A 23,104-nucleotide genomic window follows, 5' to 3' on the forward strand; every position below is an offset into this window, starting at 1 on the left:
CGGAGCCCCCATGTCCTGGAACAATCGCGTGGTCTGGTCGGAAGGCATGTTCATTGGAACGCAGCACTTCCAGCAGCATGACCGTTACCTGGAAAACCTCATCGATTCCCGCAGCCGTCCACTGTCGGCAGGCGCCTGGGGTTTTTCCGAATTGCTGATCGATCAGGGCCTGCTGGCCCAGGGCAAGCTGGCGATCATCTCGGCCAAGGGCCTGCTGCCCGACGGCACGCCGTTCAATATTCCCCAGGACGACGTTGCGCCGACGCCGCTGAACATTGACGACAACCTGCGTGACGGCCTGGTGTACCTGGCCCTGCCGCTCAAGCGCGCCGGCGCCCGCGACACCGTGGACGAAGGTGAGCCCTTGGGCGCTGCGCGCTACGTGAGCCAGGTCTGCGAAGTGCGTGATGACAATGCGCCGTTCGAAAACCGCGCACCGGTGGCCGTGGGTTCCCGGGCGCTGCGTTTGCTGACCGCCCAGGATGGCATCGGCGATTACGCCGCGATTGGCGTGGTGCGCATCAAGGAAAAACGCGCCGATCGCGCCCTGGTGCTGGATGAAAATTACATCCCGCCGCTGCTGGACGTAGCGGCTTCGAAGTCACTGGCAGCGTTCCGCAGTGAGCTGCTGGGCCTGCTGCACCAGCGCGGCGAAGCCCTGGCCGGGCGGGTCGTGGCCTCCGGCGCGGGTGGGGCCTCGGAGATTGCCGATTTCATGCTGCTGCAACTGGTCAACCGCGCGCAGCCGTTGATCCAGCACCTGAGTCAGCTGAGTCCGCTGCATCCCGAGCGTTTCTACAGCGAGCTGGTGAGCCTGGCCGGGGAGTTCTCGACCTTTACCGCATCCGGCCGCCGCCCGCAGGAATATCCGCAGTACCAGCACGATGACCTGGTGCTGAGTTTCACGCCGGTGATGCAAGCCTTGCGCGAGGCCCTGTCGATGCTCATCGACAGCAAGGCCACGCCGATTCCGATTGTCGAGAAAGCCTACGGCATCCATGTGGCGATGCTGGCCGACAAGACCCTGCTCGACAGCGCCAGTTTCATTCTCGTGGTGCGCGCCGACGTTCCCGCCGAAACCCTGCGCGGCCGCTTCGGCCAGCAGAGCAAAGTCGGCTCGGTGGAGCACATTCGCGACCTGGTCAACCTGCAACTGCCGGGCATTGGCCTGCTGCCGTTGCCGGTGGCGCCACGCCAACTTCCGTACCACGCCGGATCCACCTATTACGAGCTGGACCGGGGCAGCGATCACTGGCAACAGTTGAGCAACTCCGGCGGCTTTGCGTTCCACATCGCCGGCCAGTTCCCGGGGCTGAACCTGGCTTTCTGGGCGATCCGAGGATAAACCGCGATGAGCAACGACGATCGTACCCAGTTCATGCCGACCCCCGGTGGCCGTGGCGCGGACCCTTTCCGCCCGGACCCGGGGCGTCCGCAACCGGCACCCGCGACGGCGCCGCTGTCGATGCCGGCCGCGCCGCTGTTGACCGGCAAGGCCCAGGGCCTCAACCCGCTGGAGAGCGCCGCCGGCCCGCTGCTGGCCCTGCTGACGCGCTTGCGCAGCACCATCGCCCACCCGGCTCCGGCCAGCTTGCGCGCCCAATTGCTGGCCTACCTGCGCCAGTTCGAAGAGCGCGCCGAAGCCGCCGGCGTGGTGCGCAACGACGTCTTGCTGGCCCGCTACGCCTTGTGCACCGCGCTGGATGAGGCGGTGCTGAGCACGCCTTGGGGCGGCACCAGCGACTGGGGCAAGCAGAGCCTGTTGATCACTGTGCACAACGAAGCCTGGGGCGGCGAGAAAGTCTTCCAGCTGCTGGAGCACTGCCTGCAAAGCCCGCGCGAGCGTCTGTACCTGCTGGAGCTTTTGTACCTGTGCATGTGCCTGGGTTTCGAAGGGCGCTACCGGGTCATGAACGACGGCCGCAGCCAACTGGAAGCGCTGCGCGAACGCACCGCAGCGGTCATCCGCAGCGCCCGTGGCGACTACGAACGCGAGCTGTCGCCGCACTGGCGTGGGGTCACCGTGGCCCGCGATCGCCTGGCGCAGTTCATGCCGCCATGGATCGCCGTGGCCATTGGCATTGCCCTGTTGCTGGCGTTGCTGTTCGGCCTGCGCATGAAGCTGGCCGCTGATGCCGAGCCGGTGTTCAAGAATATTCATTTCCTCGGTGAAATCCCGGTGCAGACCATCGACCGCCCAGTGGTCCAGCCGAAAGTGATCGAACGTCCGCGCCTGGCCGGGTTCCTCGCCGATGAAATCAGGGCCGGCCGGATTGCTGTGGAAGATGCCGTCGACCGCTCGGTAGTGACCATCCGTGGCGATGAACTGTTCGCCTCCGGCAGCGCCAGCATCAAGGATGATTTCCAGCCGTTGATGCTGCGCATCGCCGATGCTGTGCGCAAGGTCAAGGGCCAGGTGCTGGTGACCGGCCACAGCGACAATCGTCCGATCGCCACCCTGCGGTTTCCGTCCAACTGGGCCTTGTCCGAAGCACGGGCCCGGTCGGTGCTGGACATTCTTTCGGCCAAGACCGGCCAGCCCGAGCGCTTCAGCGCCGAAGGCCGCAGCGACACCGAGCCGTTGGCGTCCAACGCCACGACCGAGGGGCGGGCGCGCAATCGTCGGGTTGAAATCACAGTATTGGCGGAGGGGGTCGAGTGAAGGCGTTTTTCAGTTTCATGACCCGTTGGGTCATCCCGTTGCTGGGGCTGATCGCCCTGAGCCTGATCATCTGGTTCGTCGGCCCGCTGCTCGATTGGCTGGTGCCTGAAGGGCGCCGTTGGGCGCTGATCATCCTGGTGTTTGCGGTATGGATCGCCTATCGCCTGTTCCGCATCATCCAGGCCCGCCGGCAGGCCGCCGAAGTCATGCGCAGCCTGGCCGCGCAGACTCCGCCGGACCCGACCAGCATCGCCACCGCCGAAGAGCTCGAAACCTTGCGCCAGCGCATGGACGAGGCCCTGGCCTTGCTCAAGAAAGCCAAGCTGGGCGGTGACGAGCGCCGTAACCTCTACGAGTTGCCGTGGTACGTGATCATCGGCCCACCGGGCTCGGGCAAGACTACCGCACTGGTCAACTCAGGGCTGCATTTCCCGCTGGCGGCGCAATTGGGCGCCGGCGCAGTACGCGGTGTCGGTGGCACGCGCAACTGCGACTGGTGGTTTACCGACGAGGCGGTGTTGCTCGACACCGCCGGTCGCTACACCACCCAAGACAGCGATGCGACCGTCGATAAGGCCGCGTGGCTGGGCTTCCTCGGCCTGCTGAAAAAACAGCGGGCGCGACGCCCGATCGATGGCGCGTTTATCGCCATCAGCCTTTCGGACCTGCTGTTGGGCAGCGACGCCGAACGTGCCGCCCACGCGGCGGCAATCCGCCTGCGGATCCAGGAGTTGTACACGCAGCTGGGCGTGCGTTTCCCGGTGTACCTGATGCTCACCAAGCTCGACCTGGTGCCGGGGTTCATGGAGTACTTCGACAACCTGAGCAAGGAAGAGCGCGCCCAGGTCTGGGGCATGACTTTCACCCTGGACGACGGCAAGAGCAATGACAGCCCGCTGGCGCACCTGCAGAGTGAATTCGCCCTGCTCGAGCAGCGCCTCAATGATCGCCTCGTCGAGCGCCTGCAACAGGAACGCGACCCGGCGCGGCGCGACCTGATCTACGGCTTCCCGCAGCAGTTCGGTGCATTGAAGGATTGCCTGCAAAGTTTCCTCGACGGCGTGTTCAAGCCCAATGCGTTCGAAGAGCGTGTGTTGCTGCGTGGCGTGTATTTCACCAGCGGCACCCAGGAAGGCAGCCCGATCGATCGCCTGATCGGCTCCATGGCCCAAAGCATGAACCTGGACCGCCAGCACCTGGCGCGCCAGACCGGTACCGGGCGCAGTTACTTCATCGAAAAACTCTTCAGCGCCGTGGCCTTCGCCGAGCGCGGGCTGGTGGGGGTGGACCCGAAAGTCGAGCGCCGGCGCAAGTGGATCGCCCGCGGCGTGCTGGCGTCTACCGTACTGGTGGTGCTGGTGGTCGGTACGTTGTGGTGGGTCAGCTACCGCGCCAACCAGGCCTACATCGCCCAGGTCGACCAGAAGGTCGCGCCGCTGGGCCAGACCGTGCAGAACCTCAGCCCGGCCCAGCGCGACGTACTCGCGGTATTGCCGCTGCTCAACGCCGTGAAGCATCTGGCCGACGATGCTCCGGACTGGGCCGAAGGCCTGGGCCTGTATCAGGGCGACATGCTCGAAGCCGAGTCCGGTAGCGTCTATCGCAAACTGCTGATCGCGGTGTTTGCGCCGCGCCTGCTGACGCGCATCGAAGAGCAACTGCACGGCGGCGGCAACTCGGACTTCCTTTACGAGGGGCTGAAGGCCTACCTGATGCTCGCGGACAACGAGCATTACGACGCCGATTTCATCAAGGCCTGGATTGCGCTTGATTGGGACCGCAGCCTGCCGCGCGACCTGCCGGCCGAACAGCGTCAGGCTTTGACCGGGCACTTGCAGGCGCTGTTCGAGCGGCGTCCGCCGACCGCGCGCCTGGACCCACGCCTGATCGAGGACCTGCGCCGCCAGCTGCAACAACTGCCGGTGGCCCAGCGCGTCTACGACCGCATCAAACGGCAGAAGCTGCCCGACGGCATCCCCGACTTCCGCATCAACGAAGCCGCCGGGCGTGACGCCGCGCTGGTGTTCAGCCGCAAGAGCGGCAAGCCGTTGGGTGAACCGCTGAGCGGCTTCTTCACCGTCAAGGGCTACCGCCAAGGCTTCTTGCTCAGCAGCCTGAGCCAAACCGGCACCCTGGCTGAAGAGCAATGGGTGCTGGGCCACGAACAGGCCGACCAGCAGAACGTCGCCAGCCTCGCCGCCGATGTGCGTCGCTTGTACTTCCAGGACTACATGCGCCAATGGGACGCCTTGCTGGCCGACATCGACTTCGTCCCGATCACCAGCGTGGCCCAGGCCGCCGATGTGCTGCGGGTGATTTCCGGCCCGACCTCGCCGCTGAAAAAACTGCTGGTGGCGGTGGCGAAGGAAACCGACCTGCAACAGGACGAACGCCTGCTCGCCGCCCAAGGCGTACCGGCGGGCGACGGCGTGGACAAGCTCAAGGAGCGTCTCGGCAGCCTGCTCGGCCAGGAGCAGACAACGTCAAACGCGCCGCAAACCAGCGATGATCCGATCACCGCGCACTTCGCCGAGCTCAACAGCATCGTCAGCAAGAGCGAAGGCGAACCGGCGGCCATCGACGGCCTGCTGTCCGACATGAACGCCCTGTATGTGCAGGTCAGCGCCATGGTCGGCGCCAGCGGCGACGCCTTGCTCGGCGAAGCGAAGAACCAGGCGTCGGCCGCCGCCACCCGCGTCAGCCTCAACGCTGAACGCCAGCCACCGCTGGTGCAGGGTCTGGTCAAGTCGGTGGTCAACTCCACCACCAACACCATGATGGGCGGCGTACGCAATCAATTGAATGCTGCCTGGACCAGCGAAGTGGTGAATATCTATCGCCAATCCCTGGCCGGGCGCTATCCGATGTCGCCGGGCAGCGCGCGGGACGCGACCCTCGATGACTTCGGCCAATTCTTCGGCGTCGGCGGGGTGATGGACAACTACTTCCGCAAGTACCTGCAACCCTACGTCGATACCTCGGCCCCGACTTGGCGTTGGCAGCCGGGCGCCGCGCAGAAGCTCGGGATTTCCCCGGGTGTGCTGCAAACCTTCCAGCGCGCGGCGACCATTCGCGATGCGTTCTTCCGTTCCGGCGGCACGCAGCCGATGGTGCGCTTCGAGCTCAAGCCGGTGGCGATGGATTCGACCATCACCCAATTCCTGCTCGACCTCGACGGCCAGCAGTTGAGCTACGATCACGGCCCGAGCCGGCCGACCGCCATGCAATGGCCGAACCCGGGCAGCATCGGTGTGGTGCGCATCTCGATCATGCCGCCGTCGTCCAGCGGTCGTTCCGGCATCACCTTGGATGGGCCATGGGCCTGGTTCCGATTGCTGGAGCAGTCGGACCTGACCGCTGGCAACTCGCCGGATCGCTTCAACCTGCGGCTGCGTGTCGATGGCGCCAGCGCCTCTTACGAGTTGCGGGCCAACAGCGCCTTCAACCCATTCAAGAGCCGGGTACTCAGTGGCTTCAGCCTGCCGGAGCGCCTATGAGCAGTACAGCGGGTTTCTATGGAAAGTTGGCCAGCCGTGGGGACTTCGTCAGCCGTGGCTTGCCGCAGAGTTTTATCGGCCCTTGGGACTCATGGCTGGCGGCGGGTTTGCTCGCCAGCCAGGCCAGCCTCGGCGAGCGTTGGCTGGATGCCTATCTGGTCAGCCCGCTGTGGCGCTTCATGGTCGCGCCCGGCGTTTGCGGGCCGGACGCTGGGGTTGGCGTGGTGATGCCAAGCATTGACCGGGTCGGGCGGTATTTCCCGCTGACCGTTGCAGCGTTGCTCGACCCGGATGCCGACCCGGCCTCGGTGGTCGGCGGCGCGGACGACTGGTTCGAGCGGGTCGAGAACCTGCTGTTGAGCACACTGAACGTGGAGGCCAGTTTCGAAGCTTTCAACGCGGAGCTGGAAACCCTGGATGGCCCGATGTACCTGCCGCGCACCCCGAGCAGTCGCTTCGCCAGCCTGCATCGCTTCGATGCCACCGATTCGCAGCGGCGAATGAGCGCCCTCGCCGAGTCGGCTTGCGAAGGCGTCAGCCTGTGGTGGGGCCAAGGTTCGGAGCGCATCGCGCCCGGTTTGATGCGGTGCCAGGGACTGCCGGCCGCCGCTGATTTTGCGCAATTTTTGCTCGGCCAAGAAGGTGTTGTGTAGATGCGTCCAAGTGCTGGAAAAGCCTTCAAGTCTGCAAGCAAAAGCCATGTCGGCATGGTCCGCCAGGTCAACGAGGACGCCTGCCTGGACCTGCCGGAAAACGGCCTGTGGGTGGTCGCCGACGGCATGGGCGGGCACGCGGCGGGCGACTACGTCAGCAGCCTGATTGTCGACAGCCTGCGTAGCATTGCGGTGGGCCGCTCGCTGGACGAATACATCGCGGCGCTGCAAAGCGACCTGCTGCGGGTCAACGCCGCCGTGCGCGAAGAAACCGCCAACCGTGGCGTGACCATGATGGGCAGCACCGTGGTGGTGCTGGCCACGCGCGACCTGCGCGGCATGTGCCTGTGGGCCGGTGACAGCCGCTTGTACCGCTTGCGCGACGGCGTGCTGGAAGGCATCTCGCGCGACCACAGCTACGTCCAGGATCTGCAGGACAGCGGCCTGCTCAGCGAGGCCGAAGCTCGCGTGCATCCGCGGGCCAACATTGTCACCCGCGCCATCGGCGTCGAGGCGCAATTGAACCTGGCGATGACCGAGCTGCTGCTGGTGCCCGGCGACAGCTACCTGCTGTGCAGCGACGGCTTGACCAAGACCGTCGAGGACGAAGAAATCCGAGAAGTATTGAGCCACGACGAGCCCGGCGAAATCGCCAGCAGCCTGGTGTCCCTGGGCCTGATGCGCGGCGCGCCGGACAACATTACCGTGGTCGTTGTGAAGGTGCCGTCATGAGCTTGCCCCTGAATATTGTCATCCCCGGCTACGACATCGATGGCGAGATCGGCGAAGGCGCGATGGCCAGCGTGTACCTGGCGACCCAGCGTTCGCTTGAGCGCAAGGTCGCGTTGAAAGTCATGGCCGCGGCGCTGGCGGCCGACCCGACTTTCTGCGAGCGCTTCTTGCGCGAGGGCAAGACCCTGGCGCGCCTGTCGCACCCGCACACCGTCACCATCCATGACATCGGCAATGTCGGTGAGCTGTACTACATGGCGATGGAATACCTGCCCAACGGCACGCTCAAGGAACGCATCGCCGCGGGCCTGACGCCGGAGCAGGGCCTGACCTACATCCGCCAGATCGCTTCGGCCCTGGGTTACGCCCACGGCCTGGGCCTGGTGCACCGTGACGTCAAGCCGGCCAACATCCTGTTTCGCGCCGATGGCACGGCGGTGCTCTCGGACTTCGGCATCGCCAAGTCCCTGGACGATCGCACCCAGTTCACCCAGGCCGGGTTTGCCGTCGGCACGCCCAGCTACATGAGCCCTGAGCAAGCCCGTGGGCAAGACATCGACGGCCGCGCCGACCTGTACGCCCTGGGCGTGGTGCTCTACGAGATCCTCGTCGGCAAGCTGCCGTATATCGGCAACGACGCGCTGTCCACGGCCCTGGCCCACCTGACCGAACCGCTGCCGGAGTTGCCGGTGCACCACGGTCGTTACCAGGAAGTGCTGCGCAAACTGCTGGCAAAGGATCCGGCGGAGCGTTTCCCGGATGCGACTGCGTTGCTGCGCGCGTTGGATAACCTGCCAGAGGAATCGTCGGAAGCGACGCTGATCCGGCCGTTGTCGTTTGAACTGCCTGCCGCGCCGCCTCCGGTGGATGACTTGGCCGGCCTGACGCCCGTGTCCATCGACATTCCCAGTGGCCCGGCTTACGCACAACCGCAGCCCAGGCCGATCCCGCCGCCGGTAAAACCGACGCCTCAGTCGCCGGTGTCGGAGCAGCGCAAGCGGCCGGTGTTCGCCCTGGCCGCCGTTGCGGTCGCCGTGGCGCTGGCCTTGGGCGGCGCAGGTTATTGGTGGCTGTCCGGCGATGATGGCAAAGCCGCGAAGCCGCCGATGGTGTCCACGCCGCCGGTCAACAAGACTCCGCAGAAACAACCTGAAGCGCCACCGGCCAAGCCACCCGTGACGCCGCCAATAAACCCGCCCGTGGCGACCGAGGCCGATGGCGGCCAGCGACCATTGCTGATGGCCGGCAAGAAAACCCTATTCCAGCGTGTGCTCAGCAAGCCGGGGGCGAAACTCGCCGACGCGCCGGGCGCCGCAGCGGGCAAGTCGCTGCCGGCGTTCTCGGTGTTGTATGTGTATCAGCGCAAAGACGTGGAGGGTAGCGCCTGGGTGCGGGTCGGCGCGGCCACCGACGGGCGCAGCGACGGCTGGTTGCCCGCCGCCCAGGTCAGCGACTGGAAACAGAGCCTGGTGCTCAAGTTCACCGAACGCTCCGGCCGTGCGCCGGTAATGTTCCTGCGCCAGCCCGGCGAAGTGGAGAAGCTCCTGGCGAACCCTTCCGCCGCGAAAAATGCGTTGCTCAAGGCCCAGCAAAGCCCTCAGGACAACCAGCAAGTGCTGGCCCTGGAACCGGCCGCCAGCGCCGTACCGCAAAACCAGTTCTACCTGTTGCCGATCTTCGATTCGCGCGAAAGCTTCGACGACAACGGCCAGCCGGTGCAGTTGCTGAACGTTGCCTCCATCGACCCCGGCAACACCCCAAAGGCCGCGACCAACACGCCGATCACCTCCGCCAATGCCGACGCGTTCCGTACCGCCGTGGTGCTGGTGGTGGACACCACCGTGTCCATGCAGCCCTATATCGATCAGGTCCGCGACGTGGTGCATCAGTTGCAGACCCGCATCGGCGAACGTGGCGAGTTGGACAGCGTCAGCTTCGGCATGGTCGGTTTCCGCAGCAGCATCAAGAAAACCCCAGGCCTGGAGTACACCGCCAAGACTCTGATCACGCTGGAGCAGGGTCGCGACCCGCAACGCTTCCTGGAGATGGCGCGGCAGGTCAAGGCGTCTACCGTGTCGAGCCATTCGTTCAACGAGGATGCGTTTGCCGGGGTCATGGAAGCCGTGGAAGGCGTGGACTGGTCCGGTTACGGCGGGCGCCTGATCCTGCTGGTGACCGATGCCGGTGCCCTGCGCAAGAACGACCCGTTTGCCGCGACGCAGATGAACGAGGCCGAAGTGCGCCAGGCCGCGTTGGGCAAGCAGATCAAGATCTACGCCTTGCACCTGCTCAGCGACGCCGGCAAGAAAACCCACGCCGGCGCCCAGACCCAGTACCGCACCCTGACGGCCGACGCCAATCCACAGATCGGCGACCTGTACATCCCGGTGCCGGGCGCCGACGTGCGCAAGTTCGGCGAGCGGGTCGACGAGATCGGTTCGGTGTTCGCCGATCTCGTGCACCAGGTGCGCAGCAACAAGCCGCAAAGCGTGCCGCTGCTCAGCGCCGCGCCAAGCCTGGCGGACAAATCGGCGGCGGTCGGTTACGCCATGCACATGGATTTCCTCGGCCGCAAAACCGCTAGCCAGGCGCCGCAACTGGTCAGCGCCTGGACCGCCGACCGCGACCTGACCAACCCGGCGCTGCCGGCGTTCCAGGTCTGCGTGATGCTGACCAAGCTGCAGCTCAACGACCTGCAGCAATCGCTGAAGCTGATCGTCGATGCGGCCCGCAAGACCCAAAGTTCGCCCAAGGATTTCTTCCAGGAAATCGCCAGTGCCAGCGCCTACATGAGCCGCGACCCGTCGGCCCTGCGCAAGGGCGGCAATCTCGCCACCGGCGGCATCCTCGGCGAGTACCTGGAAGGGCTGCCGTACCGCAGCAAATCGTTGAACATGACCCAGGACCTGTGGCTGTCCTTGAGCGTGGCCGAGCAGGAAGATTTCATCGACGAGCTGGAGTCGAAGATCCGTCTCTACGAAACCTTCCACAACGATCTCGCCAACTGGGTGCGTTTCGGCGATGCCGAGCCGGGCGATGCCTTGTACCGCGTTCCGTTGTCGACGCTGCCGTGATGCTGAACCTGAACGCCGTGCACAAAAGCCGGGGCACCGGCAGCCAGCGCTACAGCCTGGTGATTCCACTGCTGCAACTGCGTGGCGGTGAACAGCTGGCGGTGGTCGGCCCCAGCGGCTGCGGCAAGAGCACCCTGCTGGACTTGCTCGCGCTGGTGCTGGCGCCGGATCAGGCCGGGCAATTCGATTTCACGCCCGCCAATACGCCACTGGACATCGCCAAACTGTGGCGTGCGTCGCAACAGGACACCTTGGCCGAGCTGCGCAGCCGTCACCTGGGCTATGTTCTGCAAACCGGAGGCCTGCTGGGCTTCCTGGACGTGCGCGGCAACATCGCGTTGTCGCGCAAATTGCTGGGCTTGAAGGATGACGGCAGCGTGACGCGCCTGGCTGGACAACTGGACATCGCCGATCAACTGGACAAGAAACCGACGGACCTGTCCGTGGGTCAGCGCCAGCGGGTCAGTTGCGCCCGCGCTTTGGCCCATGGCCCGCGCCTGCTATTGGCCGATGAGCCGACCGCCGCGCTGGACCCGTTGAACGCCGAGCGCGTCATGCAGTTGCTGGTGACCCAGGCCCGGGAGCAGGGTGTGTGCTGCGTCGTTGCCACCCATGACGAGGCACTGGCCCGCACCAGCGGCTTGCAGGTGCGACGCATCAGCTGCCGTCGCGACACGGACGGCGGCGTCACCGCCACCCTTGGGGAGGCTTGCTGATGCGCGGCGCGCTGGTGGCTTCCCTGGCCTGGCAGGATTATCGCAACGACGCCTGGCTGTCGGCCTGTTCGGTGCTGGCGCTGGTCGCGGTGGTGGCGCCATTGCTGGTGTTGTTCGGCCTGAAGTTCGGTCTGGTCAGCAGTCTGACCGAGCGCCTGGAACGTGACCCCGCGACCCGGGAAATTATCCCCTTGGGCGGCGGCCGTTTCAGCGCCGGATTCGTCGAACAACTGGGGCAGCGCAACGACGTGGCTTTCGCCTTGCCGCGCACCCGGCAGATCGCGGCCACGGCGGACCTGAGCAATGAGGCTTCGGCGGTCACGGTCGAAATGATTCCCACGGCCATGGGCGATCCGCTGTTCGACCAACTGCCGGTGCCGCAAGGCCTGGAGCAAGTGGTGCTCAGCCAGACCGCCGCGGAAAAACTCGGCGCCAGGGCCGGCGATTGGTTGCAGGCCAGTTTCGGCCGGCAGGTGGCCGGTCGTAGCGAGGCGCAGCGCACACGGGTGCAGGTGTTGCAGGTGCTGCCGCTGGAGGCCTTCGCCCGGGACGGTCTGTTCGCGCCACTGGCATTGCTCGAGGCGGCGGAGGATTATCGCGACGGCCGGGCCGTGCCCGCGTTCGGCTGGCCGGGCGATGCGCTGGGCGAGGCCGGGCAGCGGGTTTATCCGGCGTTTCGTTTGTATGCCCGCAGCCTCGGCGATGTCGAGCCGCTGCGTCAGTACTTCGCCGGACAGAACCTGCTGGTGTCGACCCAGGCCCATACCATCGCACAAGTGCAATCGTTGAGCCGCAACCTGTCGATCGTGTTCTGGATCATCGCCGGCTTGGCGCTGGCCGGTGCATTCGCGGCGATTTTTGCCGGTGCCCTGGCGGCCGTCGAGCGCAAGCGCCGGGAGCTGTCGGTGTTGCGCCTGCTGGGTGTGTCCACGGCGGCGCTGTTGTTGTTCGTGGTCTTGCAGGCGCTCTACAGTGCCATGTTTGCGGCCCTGCTGAGTGTTGGCCTGTATGGCCTGGCGCAGTCGGGCCTGAATCATTTATTTGCGCAGATGCCCGGCGAATACGCCAGCCATCTGCTGGTGCGCCATTACACCTTGGCCCTGGTGGCCGTGCTCGGCGTCAGTGCCGTCGCGGCGGCCTGTGGCGGCTGGCGGGTGGCGCGCATCCAGGCGTGTGAAGGAATTCGCGATGTATAAGTTATTGGGCGCCGCCGTGGCGCTGAGCCTGGCCGGTCTGGTCTGGGCTGATGAAGGCACGGATAAACTGGACAACCCCAAGCCATTGCCCGACGACGTCAGCCTGCCGCTGCCGTGCGAGGGGCAGATGGTGTTCCGCTACGTCTACATCCTCGCCCAGGGCACCCTGGACGACCGCGAGATCAGCCTCGGCTACCCGTTCAGCGAAGGCGAGGCGGGCTATCAACAGTCGTTCATTTCCGGCTACCGGCGCGACTTCATCAACGGCCAGTTCACCCTCAAGGATTTGCCCAAGGACTGGAACAAGACCATCACGCCGTTGATGCCCAAGACTGACGCCAAGACGCCGCTCAAGCCGATGCTGTACTTCATCGGCAAATACGAAGTGACCGCCCGCCAGTACGCCCAGGTCATGGCGCAGGCGCAATCGCTGGCCAGCGGCGAGCCGGCACCGGCCTGCGAGGCGCTGCTGGCCGAGTTGCCCCAAGGCATGGCCGGGCGCTTGCCCAAGGTGAAGCTGTCGAAGTTCGAGGCCGAGCGCTTCTCGGCGGTATACAGCGCCTGGCTGATGAAATACCACAAGGACCTGTTGCCGGTCAGCGGCCGCGGTACCTCCGCTGAAGACGGTGGGCTGGGCTTCGTGCGCCTGCCCACCGAGGTCGAATGGGAATTCGCCGCCCGTGGTGGACATGCCGTGAGCCGCCAGGACCTGGAAGGACGATTGTTTCCCCGACGCCTGGAAGGCAGCGAAAGCGACGGGCCGTTGGCCGATTGGGCGGTGTTCAACCAGGTCGCCGGTGGCACCGGCCAGGCGGCGCGACTGATGCCCATCGGCACCAAGCTGGCGAACCCGATCGGGTTGTTCGATGTGGTGGGCAACGCCGCCGAGATGGTCCAGGAATCCTTCCAGCTTGTGCATGCCGGCCGCCGTCAGGGCGCCTATGGCGGTTTTGTAGTCAAGGGTGGCAATTACCTGGAAGGCGAGGGCACGTTGTTTACCGGCATGCGCCGCGAGTACCCGTTGTTCGCCGCCGACGGCACCGAACAGAGCAACGAAACCACCGGCTTTCGCGTGGCCGTCGGGGCGTTGTCGGCGCCGCGCTCGCGCTACAAGGAATTGTTCGCTCAATGGCAGAAGGAAGGCCGGCTCGCGTCCCTCACCGATGCCATCGACGATGCCGAAGACCCGACCAAGCGCCTGGACAGCATTATCGCCGCCAGCGCCGACCCGCGCCTGCAAGCCGAGCTCGGGCTGGTCAACGAAGAGCTCAAGCGCAACGTCTCGCTCATCGCCCAGCAGCGCGAGGAAGCGGCGGGCAACCTGATCCAGTCTTCGGCCCTGGTGGCGGAGACCATCAACAACTACAACATTCGCCTGACCAACCTGCAAAACAGCCGGCAGGCGGCCCTGGACGCCAAGGACGAGGCCAGCGCCACGCTGTTCGCCACGGCCATCGACAACGGCCGCAGCGCGCTGGATGGCGCGGTGGCGATCTACATCGACAACCTGGCAACCGGCACGCGCTACACCGATGCCGTGATCCAGGCGCAGTTCCAGCGCATCAAGGAAGAGCTGGAGCGCAAACCGGTACTGGGCAAGAGCCTGGTGGCGCGTGCAACGTTATTCGTTCGTCATGTCGGGGATTATCGTCAGCAGAAACGAGCCGACCCGGCGGCGATATTGAAGGAATTGCTCGCATCGAGCGCTCAGCGGTCTTGAGTGTTCGTTGTCAGCGAGCTTGGAAGGGACTCAGGCGGCGATAGGGCTGTGCTGAGCTGGTCAAAACTTAAACGAGAACACAACTATGCTTTTCTCCCGTAAACCTTTTGCTTCGGTTTCCAAGCGTCATTTGCTGATGGTCGCTGTTGGCTTCAGCACCGTACTGACCGGCTGCGCCACGTCGCCGACGTCCAAGGTCGCTTCGAGCACCAAGGTCGAGTACTACCCGAACTGCTACGAGCCGGTGCAGCACCTGCGCTCTACTGAAGGCAACATGACCAAGTCCGTGGTCACCGGCGCAGCCGTCGGCGCCGTCGGCGGTGCCTTGCTGGGCGCGCTGACCGCTGACAAGGAAGACCGTGGCCGCAACGCCGCCATCGGTGCCGCGGGCGGCGCCCTGGCCGGTGGCGCAGCCGGTTACTACACCGAGCGCCAGAAGCAGATCGCCGATGACAACATGCGCATCGCCTCCTACGCCGCCGATGTCAGCAAAAGTGCTTCGGACATCGACCGCAGCACCGCGTACGCCAAGGCTTCGCAACAGTGCTACCAGAACGCGTTCAGCAAACTGGTCGCCGACCGCAAGGCCAAGACCGTCAACGACACCGAAGGCCGCAAGCGCCTGGCGGAAATCGTTGCCGGCCTGAAAGAGTCCAACGACCTGATCGTCGCCGTGAACGGCAAAGCCGCCGAAGACCTGAACAACTACACCCAGGCCTATGAAAAAGACCTGCAGCAAGTGGGTGTGCAGCGTACCGACGTGGTGACCGTGGCCACTGCTGATACCACGCAAGTTGTGGCGGCACAGACCAGCACCAAGAATAAAAAGAAAGTGACGCCGGCCAAGAAGAAAGAGCTGCCAACCGTGCCGAAAGAAGCGGTCGCCACCGAGAAGACCCTGCAGACCGCCAAGGCCAAGCAGGATGAAGGCAAGCAGGTCGCCAGCGCCGGCACCACCCAGGTCAACAGCATGTGCAAAAACCCGGACCTGGGCGATTGGGCACCGGTGCCTTGCCCGAATGTCTGATTGATTGATGACGGTTGGTCACTCCCTCAGGGGGAGTGATCACCGCGTAAAACCCGTGGGAGCGAGCTTGCTCGCGATAGCGTCCGTTCAGTTGGCATTGATGTCGACTGAGGCATAGCTTTCGCGAGCAGGCTCGCTCCCACAGTTTTTTGTGTGTGGCTGAAGATCCGCATCAAACCCAATCCCCTGTGGGAGCGAGCCCGCTCGCGATAGCGTCCGTTCAGTCGGCATCAAGGTAAAAACGTGACTTGGCAGTCATCATGCAGGATTCCAGGTCTATCTTCCGCAAACCGGATTCGATGATGGCGTTCTGGTGCGGAATCGCTAAACTGCGCCGGCCGTTCATTTTCTCACGAGGCTGTGCCCATGAAATTTCGTTTGCTGCTGTGGATGCTCGGGTTGTTGATGGGCAAGGCCAGTCGTAACAATCCGGCGTTCCAGCAACAGTTGGCCGACCGGGAGCTGGTGTTCCAGCTGCAAACCCTGGACGGCAAGGTCGCCAGGCATTACACCGTGAAGAACCAGCGCATCACCAGCCACTCCGGTGTCTACCCGACACCGGCCTTCGCCATCGCCTTCAAGGATGCAGCCTATGGCTTCGCCACGCTCCAGGCGAAGAACAAGCAGTTGGCATTCATGACCGGGATCCAGGACAAATCGATCCAGATCAAAGGCAACCCGGCGCTGGTGATCTGGTTTCAGGGGTTGATGAAGTATTTGAAGCCGAGGAAACCGAAGAAGGTTTAGCCAAGATCCCTGTTTGGTCCGGGGTCATGGTTAACACCCGTGGCGAGGGAGCTTGCTCCCGCTGGGCTGCGCAGCGGCCCCAAGATGGGCTGGCGCGATCCTTCAGGCGGATCGCGTCGGCTGGTTTCGCGACTGCTGCGCAGCCGAGCGGGAGCAAGCTCCCTCGCCACGGAGGCTCATCAGTGAGCTTGTCCAGCAGCTGATCAATGGCTGAACTGCGAAGCCAGTTCCCGCAGCAGCACTTCGGCTTCGAGCACTTTGCTCACCACGTCGTTGGCCTTTTCCCGGGTCAGCCCCACGCGTTCGAGCAGCGAGTCCGGGATGTCCTCGTCCGGGCCCGAGCCGATGCTGCGCGAGCGCAGCAGGCGAACGGCCAGGCACACCAGGTTCGGGTAGGCGGCGTATTCACCGTCGTAGTGAGGGTCGTGCTGGAAGCGCAGGGCGGTGGCCAGTTCGTCGGGCATGTCCCAGTAGCGCATCAGCCAGGCGCCAATCTGCTCGCGACTGATGCCCAGCAAGTGCTGTTCCACGTAGCTGTGGCACAGGTGCGGGTTGACCTCCAGATGCCGGCAGATCAGCGAGAAATGCGGCGGGAACACGTGGGCCAGCAGCAGATAGCCGAAGTTGTGCAGCAGCCCCGACAGGTAGGTCAGGCCGCCTTCGGGGCGCTGGGCGCGCGGCATGGCGCGGGTCAGGCCTTCGATGACGGCGGCGGTGTAGATCGACTGCTGCCAATAAGGCGTGGTGTGTTGCGGGTGGTCCTTGGGCAGGCTCAGGGTCTTGCCCAGGGCCAGGCCCAGCGCCAGGTTGATCACCAGGTCGAAGCCCAGCACCCGGACAATCGCGTCTTCCACCGAACGAATCTTGCCCGGCGAGGCGTAGTACGGCGACGCGGCCCAGCTCACCACTTGCGCGGCCAGGGCCGGGTCGGTTTCCACCACGCCGGTGATGTCATCGATGGTCGCGTCGGGATCGACCCGCAACTTGATGATCTTCTGCGCGGTTTCGGCCAGCGGCGGAATCTCGATGGTTTCTTCCAGGCGTTGCTGGATACGCCGCGCGGTGAAGGCCTGCACGGCCATGGTGATTTCCTTGCGGTCGTCGTCCGGGCGGTCCAGGTTTGGCGTGATATTGCTCAAAGGCTCGCCGAACGTCGCGGCGCTGGCCTTGGTGAGCATGGTCTTGAAGGCTTCGCTGGTGACTTCCAGCAGCAGCCCCGGCTCGCCGGAATTGATCAACAGTTTCGGCTCGCGCAGCAGGCCTTCTTCATACAGGCACGGCGAGCTGGTCAGCGCTGGCAGGCCGGGCAGCAGGCTCAGGTTGTGCTTGCCGAGCATGCGTTCCAGGCGCTCGGTCGGCACAGCCGTGAGTTTACGACCGGTGAGCTCGGCCAGCCGGTTGAGGTCCAGCAACTGGTTTTGCGGAAACAGGACCATGAGCGCGCCGACAGCGTCGTGCAACAGCACGGCCTGCACTTTACGAGCGGGGTTCAAGCCCGGTCGCTCGATGACTTCGTCAAAGGCGATGCCCAATTTCTCGAGCAACTGCCGAATAACAGACGGAGCGTGCGGGGTTTCGGGGACGAGGGCAGCTTCGGTCATGGTCTGTATCCGTTTTCCTACAAGTTGGTCAGTATAACCAGCTTGTCGGGCAGGCGCGTCCAGAAAACTGAGCGCGTGCTCACACTTGGCCGTATTGCTGCCCGTGGCGCAACCAGCGATCCAACAGCGGGCTGACGTGGTCCGGCCAGCGCTCCAGCAACGCCTGGGCGGCGTCGCGGACCGCAGGGAGCAGGTCGGCGTCGCGCATCAGGTCGGCTACCTTGAATTGAAGCAGACCGGTCTGGCGCGTGCCGAGCATTTCACCCGGGCCGCGCAGTTCGAGGTCTTTTTCGGCGATGACGAAACCGTCATTGGTTTCACGCATGATGCCCAGCCGCTGGCGGCCGATCTGTGACAGCGGCGGGTGGTACAGCAACACGCAATGGCTGGCCGCGCTGCCCCGGCCGACCCGGCCACGCAACTGGTGCAACTGCGCCAGGCCCAGGCGCTCGGGGTTCTCGATGATCATCAGGCTGGCGTTGGGCACGTCGACGCCGACCTCGATCACCGTGGTGGCAACCAGCAATTGCAAGGCGCCGGCCTTGAATTCGGCCATGACCGCGGCTTTCTCGGCAGGCTTCATGCGACCGTGGATCAGCCCGACCTTCAGTTCGCCAAGGGCGGCGGTGAGGTCCTCGAAGGTGGTTTCAGCCGCCTGGCAGGTCAGCTCTTCCGATTCCTCGATCAAGGTGCACACCCAATAGGCTTGCCGGCCTTCGGCGCAGGCGCTGCGCACGCGCTCGATCACTTCGACCCGCCGGGTGTCGGTGACCAGCACGGTGTTGACCGGCGTGCGGCCGGGCGGCAGTTCGTCGAGGATCGAGGTGTCGAGGTCGGCGTAGGCGCTCATCGCCAGGGTCCGCGGAATTGGTGTGGCGGTCATGATCAACTGGTGCGGGCACATTCGGCCACCGACACCTTTCTGCCGCAGGGCCAGGCGCTGCTGGACGCCGAAGCGGTGTTGTTCGTCGATGATGACCAAGGCCAGGTTCTTGAACTGCACTTCGTTCTGGAACAGCGCGTGCGTGCCGACCACCATCGGCGCGCCCTCGGCGATCTGCGCCAGGGCGGCGACGCGGTTCTTGCCCTTGAGCTTGCCGGCCAGCCAGGCGACTTCGATGCCCAGCGGTTCGAGCCAGCGCTGGAAAGTGATGAAGTGCTGTTCGGCGAGAATCTCGGTCGGCGCCATCAACGCCACCTGATAACCCGCCTCCAGCGCTTGCAGCGCGGCGAGAGCGGCGACCACGGTCTTGCCGGCGCCGACGTCGCCCTGGATCAACCGCAGCATCGGCTCGGGCTGGCTCAGGTCGTAGGCAATTTCATTGCCGACCCGTTGCTGGGCGCCGGTGGGGGTGAAACCGAGATTGGCCAGGTAGCGGGCTGGCAGTTTTGTCGCCTTGGGCATGGCCGGGGCGCGCAGCGAGCGCAGGCTTTCGCGCAGGCGTTGCTGGGACAGTTGATGGGTCAGGAGCTCTTCGAACGCCAGGCGATGCTGGGCCCAGTGATGTCCAAGGGCGAGCTCTTCGACGTCGGCATCGGCGGGCGGGTGGTGCAGATAACGAATCGCGTCGGCCAACGGCGCCAATTGATAGTCCCGCGCCAGTTCCTTGGGCAGCCAGTCCGGCAGGCTGGTGGGGCCGAGCATCGTCAGGGTCTGCTGGCAGAGCTGGCGCAAGCGCTGCTGGGTCAGGCCTTCGGTGAGGGGGTAGACCGGCGTCAGGGTTTCAGCCACTGGCGGCGGTTCATCGCCGGTGATGGCGCGGTATTCCGGGTGGTAGATTTCCAGCCCGGACGCGCCGGGCCGCGCCTCGCCGTAGCAGCGCACGCGGGTGCCCCGCTTGAGGCCTTCCTTTTGCGCGTTGCTGAAATGGTAGAAGCGCAGGCTGAGCCCACCGGTGCCGTCCTGCAGGCGCACCACCAGGCTGCGCCGCCGGCCCATGACCACGTCGGCGCCGCTGACGGTGCCTTCGACCACCGCATCCTGCCCGGGTCGCAAATGGCCGATGGGCACCACGCGGGTGCGATCCTGGTAACGCAGCGGCAGGTGGAACAGCACGTCCTGGAGGGTTTCCAGGCCGACCTTGGCGAGTTTCTCGGCCATGGCTTCACCGACACCCTTGAGTGCCGTGACCGGCACTTTCGACAGCTCAGTCATGGCAGCGGCTTACTTGGCGGCGGGCGGCTTGGCCACGGAACACAGGCGGATCGAATCGGCGAGGATCTCGATGGCCTTGGGTCGCGGGAAGCTGGCGCGCCAGGCGATGGCAACGGTGCGGAACGGCACCGGCGCGGTCAATGGACGGACTTCGATCACGCCGGGTGAATAATGATGGCTGTCCACCGCCGACAGCGGCAGGATCGAAATGCCCAGGCCGGAGGCGACCATGTGGCGAATGGTTTCCAGGGAGCTGGATTCCACCGTGGTGTGCTTGGCGCCTTCGCTGCCCTTGGTCAGGGTCGGGCAGGCTTCGAGCACCTGGTCGCGGAAGCAGTGGCCTTCGCCGAGCAACAGCAGGCTCTTGTCATTGAGCAGGGCGGCGTCGATGGTTTTCTTCTGGGTCCACGGGTGTTGGGCCGGCATCAGGACGTAGAACGGCTCGTCGTAGAGCGGCAGGGTCAGGACATCGGCTTCGTTGAACGGCAGGGCGATGATGATCGCGTCCAGCTCACCGTTGCGCAGCTTGTCGCGCAGCACATGGGTGAAGTTTTCTTCGATGTACAACGGCATCTGCGGGGCGACCCGGTGCAGTTGCGGGATCAGGTGCGGGAACAGGTACGGGCCGACGGTGTAGATCGCGCCGACTTTCAGCGGGGCGGTCAGCTGGTTCTTGCCGGCCTGGGCCAGCTCGCGGATGCCCTGGGCCTGTTCCAGGACTTTTTGCGCCTGGGCGACGATGCCTTCACCGACCGGCGTCAGGCGCACCGCGCTTTTGCTGCGCTCGAAAATAAGCACACCGAGTTCGTCTTCAAGCTTTTTCACGCCCACCGACAGCGTCGGCTGGCTGACATGGCAACGCTCGGCCGCATGGCCGAAGTGCTGCTCTTGGGCGAGGGTCACGATGTAGCGTAATTCTGTGAGGGTCATGGCGAGCGTCCGTGAAGTTGCGAGCCAAGCATACCGGCTGCAATCGATAGACGCACGTTATCAGACTGGAGGCGCGGTGCGACACTGGCGAATGCCTGTGTGGTCGTTGCCGGATATGAAAAAGGCATCTTTCGATGCCTTGGTCATTTGTGGCTGGGAGTAACCAGCCCCCGGCCCAAACAGGACGCTGCCTGGAACTCAGCGCCGGCGCTTGTCGATGGAGTACAGGAACGGTGCGGTCAGTTCGACCGTGCCGTTGCTCAGCAGGTCGGCCGGTGGCTTGGGCAGCGGTTGGGCGCGGCGGATCATTTCCAGGGTGGCCCGGTCCAGATCGGCGTTGCCTGACTTGCCCACCAGTTCGAACGACACCACGTTGCCTTCGGCATCCACCACGAACCGCAAGCGGTTCATGCCTTCCTTGCCACGTGCCTGGGCGCTGGCCGGGTACTTCTTGTACTTGCCCAGGTGCGCCAGCAACGTACCTTGCCAACTGGCCTTGGCGGCCATCTGCGCGGGCGATGGGCCAGGGGCCGGTTGCGCGGACTTCTCGGTCGGTGCCTGGGTCGGCTGAGTGTCGGCGGGCTTTTGCTCCGACGGCGTTTCCTTCGGCGGCTCCGGCTTTTTCTCCACCGGCTTTGGCTTGGGCGGTTGTGGTTTTGGCTTGGGCTTGACCGGTTTGGGCACGGCGATTTCCGCCTTCGGTGCCTCGGCCAGTTTAGGCAGCGGCAGCTCTTCGACCGGCTCGGGCGGTTGCGGCGGCGTGACCACTTTTGGCGGTGCGGGCGGTGGCGGTGCTGGAACCGGGGCCAGCTCCACCATCATCGCCTGGGGTGGCAATTCGATGGGGGCACGCGTCGTCCAGTTCAGCGCCAGTGCGATGGCAAGCGCATGCACGCCCAGCACCACGGCCAGGCTACCGCTGTAACGCGTCAGCTTTTGGCGCGTCGTGATCATTTCTTCGGCGCCGTCTCGAGTCCGACCAGACCGACCTTCAGGTAGCCGGCGCCACGCAGGGCGTCCATCACGCTCATCAGGTCGCCGTAGTCCACGCCTTTGTCGGCCTGGAAGAAGATCGTCGTGTCTTTCTTGCCCTGGGTCTTGGCGTCCAGGGTCGCGCCGAGGCTGTCGACCTTGATTTCTTCTTCACCGAGGAACAGGCGCTGGTCGGCCTTGACGCTCAGGAACACCGGTTTCTCCGGGCGTGGCGACGGCTTGGCCGTCGATGCGGGGAGGTCAACCTTGATGTCCACGGTGGCGAGCGGGGCGGCCACCATGAAGATGATCAACAGCACCAGCATCACGTCAATGAATGGCGTGACGTTGATTTCGTGGTTCTCGGCCAGATCGTCGTCTGCGCCTTCTTTCAAATGCAGGCCCATGGCCGATTACCCCACTTTCACCATGTGCGGTTGCGAGCTGCGCTCGGGCGGCAGGTGGTCGAGGTCGCGACTGACCAGCAGCAGGACTTCGGCCGAAGCGTCGGAGACCTGGGCCTTGTAGCCGGCGATGGAGCGGGCGAAGACGTTATAGATGACCACGGCGGGGATCGCTGCGACCAGGCCCAAAGCCGTCGCCAGCAAGGCTTCGGCGATGCCGGGAGCAACGACGGCGAGGTTGGTGGTCTGGGTCTTGGCGATGCCGATGAAGCTGTTCATGATCCCCCACACGGTGCCGAACAGGCCGACGAAGGGCGCGGTGGAACCGATGGTGGCGAGCACGCCGGTGCCGCTGCTCATGTTGCGACCGCAGGCCGCGACCAGGCGCTCGAGACGGAAGCTCACGCGTTCCTTGATGCCTTCCTTCTCGCGGCTGTTGGCCGACAGGCGCATCTCTTCGAGCGCATCGTGCACCAGCAGGTTGGCGAGGGTGCCTTCCTTGCCGGCGGTGGTGCTGGCTTCCTTGAGGGTGGCGGCTTTTTTCAGGGCGGCGATCTCGCCACGCAAGCGGCGCTTGGCACCCAGCAGCTCGAAGCCTTTGGCGATCCAGATGGTCCAGGTGATGATCGAGGCAATGGCCAGGCCGATCATCACGGCTTTGACGACCACGTCGGCGTTCTTGTACATGCCCCAGGGCGACAGGTCGTGGGCCATGCCCAGGGTGTTGTCGGCTTCAAGCACTTGAGGCGCGTCGGCTGCGCTGGCTTCGACGGCCTGGGCCGGGTCGCTGGCTGCGGGAGCGGCTACAGGTGCTGTCGTGTCGGCCGGCGCCTGGGTGGCAGCGGGTGCCGTGGTGGACGTGCTGGCCGGCGTCTGGGCATCGGCGAATGCGGCGGCAGGCGCCAGCAGCAGGCTGAACAGCAACGCTGCCACAGCGCTCCAGGCGCGAGGTCGATTGGTTGGCGAAGCGGAGGAGAGAGAGCGTGTCATGCTGGCCGGACCTGAGAGAAAAAAGAAG

Annotated in this window: 17 protein-coding genes; 11 read left to right on the top strand and 6 right to left on the bottom strand. The window is 64.9% G+C overall.

The window, feature by feature from the left end:
• Positions 1-10: 10 nt before the first annotated feature.
• The 11 genes from tssK (at position 11) to J3P84_RS00910 (ending at position 16,024) form a co-directional block, all read left to right on the top strand.
• Positions 11-1,345: a type VI secretion system baseplate subunit TssK gene (gene tssK / locus J3P84_RS00860; RefSeq protein WP_434602265.1), complete on the top strand. Its 1,335-nt coding sequence runs from the start codon at positions 11-13 to the stop codon at positions 1,343-1,345.
• A gap of 6 nt (positions 1,346-1,351) precedes the next feature.
• On the top strand, positions 1,352-2,662 hold the full coding sequence (locus tag J3P84_RS00865) for a DotU family type VI secretion system protein (protein ID WP_434627072.1): 1,311 nt from the start codon (positions 1,352-1,354) through the stop codon (positions 2,660-2,662).
• On the top strand, positions 2,659-6,159 hold the full coding sequence (gene tssM / locus J3P84_RS00870; protein ID WP_434627074.1) for a type VI secretion system membrane subunit TssM: 3,501 nt from the start codon (positions 2,659-2,661) through the stop codon (positions 6,157-6,159). The genes J3P84_RS00865 and tssM overlap by 4 nt, the downstream gene beginning before the upstream one ends.
• Positions 6,156-6,812 (top strand): type VI secretion system-associated protein TagF, encoded by a 657-nt coding sequence (gene tagF / locus J3P84_RS00875; RefSeq protein WP_434627076.1) that lies wholly within the window; start codon positions 6,156-6,158, stop codon positions 6,810-6,812. The genes tssM and tagF overlap by 4 nt, the downstream gene beginning before the upstream one ends.
• Entirely contained in the window at positions 6,813-7,544 is a 732-nt protein-coding gene (locus J3P84_RS00880) for a PP2C family protein-serine/threonine phosphatase (protein WP_434570876.1), read from the top strand.
• On the top strand, positions 7,541-10,618 hold the full coding sequence (locus J3P84_RS00885) for a protein kinase domain-containing protein (RefSeq protein WP_434627078.1): 3,078 nt from the start codon (positions 7,541-7,543) through the stop codon (positions 10,616-10,618). Before J3P84_RS00880 ends, J3P84_RS00885 begins: the two co-directional genes overlap by 4 nt.
• Positions 10,618-11,334, top strand: coding sequence for an ABC transporter ATP-binding protein (locus J3P84_RS00890; protein WP_434631576.1), 717 nt, complete (start codon positions 10,618-10,620; stop codon positions 11,332-11,334). The genes J3P84_RS00885 and J3P84_RS00890 overlap by 1 nt, the downstream gene beginning before the upstream one ends.
• Complete coding sequence (locus J3P84_RS00895) at positions 11,334-12,530, top strand: FtsX-like permease family protein (RefSeq protein ID WP_434627080.1); 1,197 nt, start codon at positions 11,334-11,336, stop codon at positions 12,528-12,530. Before J3P84_RS00890 ends, J3P84_RS00895 begins: the two co-directional genes overlap by 1 nt.
• Entirely contained in the window at positions 12,523-14,250 is a 1,728-nt protein-coding gene (locus J3P84_RS00900; RefSeq protein WP_434627082.1) for a formylglycine-generating enzyme family protein, read from the top strand. The genes J3P84_RS00895 and J3P84_RS00900 overlap by 8 nt, the downstream gene beginning before the upstream one ends.
• 85 nt (positions 14,251-14,335) lie before the next feature.
• Positions 14,336-15,277: a type VI secretion system-associated lipoprotein TagQ gene (gene tagQ / locus J3P84_RS00905; RefSeq protein WP_305497890.1), complete on the top strand. Its 942-nt coding sequence runs from the start codon at positions 14,336-14,338 to the stop codon at positions 15,275-15,277.
• Positions 15,278-15,643: 366 nt separating this feature from the next.
• Positions 15,644-16,024, top strand: coding sequence for a helicase (locus J3P84_RS00910; protein WP_434570887.1), 381 nt, complete (start codon positions 15,644-15,646; stop codon positions 16,022-16,024).
• 203 nt (positions 16,025-16,227) lie between these two features.
• Here J3P84_RS00910 and J3P84_RS00915 read toward each other — a convergent pair whose 3' ends face one another.
• The 6 genes from J3P84_RS00915 to exbB all read right to left on the bottom strand — a co-directional run bounded on the left by J3P84_RS00915 (position 16,228) and on the right by exbB (position 23,076).
• Positions 16,228-17,625, bottom strand: a complete 1,398-nt coding sequence (locus J3P84_RS00915) for an HDOD domain-containing protein (RefSeq protein WP_434570889.1) — start codon at positions 17,623-17,625, stop codon at positions 16,228-16,230.
• A gap of 79 nt (positions 17,626-17,704) precedes the next feature.
• Positions 17,705-19,780, bottom strand: coding sequence for an ATP-dependent DNA helicase RecG (recG, locus tag J3P84_RS00920; RefSeq protein WP_434602256.1), 2,076 nt, complete (start codon positions 19,778-19,780; stop codon positions 17,705-17,707).
• A gap of 9 nt (positions 19,781-19,789) precedes the next feature.
• Positions 19,790-20,710 carry a hydrogen peroxide-inducible genes activator gene (locus tag J3P84_RS00925; protein ID WP_030142183.1) on the bottom strand — a complete coding sequence of 307 codons (921 nt, stop codon included), beginning with the start codon at positions 20,708-20,710 and terminating at the stop codon, positions 19,790-19,792.
• Between the two features lie 198 nt (positions 20,711-20,908).
• On the bottom strand, positions 20,909-21,664 hold the full coding sequence (locus J3P84_RS00930) for an energy transducer TonB family protein (protein ID WP_305497900.1): 756 nt from the start codon (positions 21,662-21,664) through the stop codon (positions 20,909-20,911).
• Complete coding sequence (gene exbD, locus J3P84_RS00935) at positions 21,661-22,089, bottom strand: TonB system transport protein ExbD (RefSeq protein WP_305497902.1); 429 nt, start codon at positions 22,087-22,089, stop codon at positions 21,661-21,663. Before exbD ends, J3P84_RS00930 begins: the two co-directional genes overlap by 4 nt.
• Before the next feature lie 6 nt (positions 22,090-22,095).
• Positions 22,096-23,076, bottom strand: coding sequence for a tonB-system energizer ExbB (gene exbB / locus J3P84_RS00940; protein WP_434627086.1), 981 nt, complete (start codon positions 23,074-23,076; stop codon positions 22,096-22,098).
• Positions 23,077-23,104: the final 28 nt, after the last annotated feature.

Origin of the sequence: Pseudomonas sp. Z1-29 (genome assembly GCF_051131995.1) — a bacterium.
Taxonomy (GTDB): domain Bacteria; phylum Pseudomonadota; class Gammaproteobacteria; order Pseudomonadales; family Pseudomonadaceae; genus Aquipseudomonas.

Coding starts and splice junctions, on each gene's coding strand:
- tssK (WP_434602265.1), top strand. CDS start 11: ATGTCCTGGAACAATCGCGTGGTCTGGTCGGAAGGCATGTTCATTGGA.
- J3P84_RS00865 (WP_434627072.1), top strand. CDS start 1,352: ATGAGCAACGACGATCGTACCCAGTTCATGCCGACCCCCGGTGGCCGT.
- tagF (WP_434627076.1), top strand. CDS start 6,156: ATGAGCAGTACAGCGGGTTTCTATGGAAAGTTGGCCAGCCGTGGGGAC.
- J3P84_RS00880 (WP_434570876.1), top strand. CDS start 6,813: ATGCGTCCAAGTGCTGGAAAAGCCTTCAAGTCTGCAAGCAAAAGCCAT.
- J3P84_RS00885 (WP_434627078.1), top strand. CDS start 7,541: ATGAGCTTGCCCCTGAATATTGTCATCCCCGGCTACGACATCGATGGC.
- J3P84_RS00890 (WP_434631576.1), top strand. CDS start 10,618: ATGCTGAACCTGAACGCCGTGCACAAAAGCCGGGGCACCGGCAGCCAG.
- J3P84_RS00895 (WP_434627080.1), top strand. CDS start 11,334: ATGCGCGGCGCGCTGGTGGCTTCCCTGGCCTGGCAGGATTATCGCAAC.
- J3P84_RS00900 (WP_434627082.1), top strand. CDS start 12,523: ATGTATAAGTTATTGGGCGCCGCCGTGGCGCTGAGCCTGGCCGGTCTG.
- tagQ (WP_305497890.1), top strand. CDS start 14,336: ATGCTTTTCTCCCGTAAACCTTTTGCTTCGGTTTCCAAGCGTCATTTG.
- J3P84_RS00910 (WP_434570887.1), top strand. CDS start 15,644: ATGAAATTTCGTTTGCTGCTGTGGATGCTCGGGTTGTTGATGGGCAAG.
- J3P84_RS00915 (WP_434570889.1), bottom strand. CDS start 17,625: ATGACCGAAGCTGCCCTCGTCCCCGAAACCCCGCACGCTCCGTCTGTT.
- recG (WP_434602256.1), bottom strand. CDS start 19,780: ATGACTGAGCTGTCGAAAGTGCCGGTCACGGCACTCAAGGGTGTCGGT.
- J3P84_RS00925 (WP_030142183.1), bottom strand. CDS start 20,710: ATGACCCTCACAGAATTACGCTACATCGTGACCCTCGCCCAAGAGCAG.
- J3P84_RS00930 (WP_305497900.1), bottom strand. CDS start 21,664: ATGATCACGACGCGCCAAAAGCTGACGCGTTACAGCGGTAGCCTGGCC.
- exbD (WP_305497902.1), bottom strand. CDS start 22,089: ATGGGCCTGCATTTGAAAGAAGGCGCAGACGACGATCTGGCCGAGAAC.
- exbB (WP_434627086.1), bottom strand. CDS start 23,076: ATGACACGCTCTCTCTCCTCCGCTTCGCCAACCAATCGACCTCGCGCC.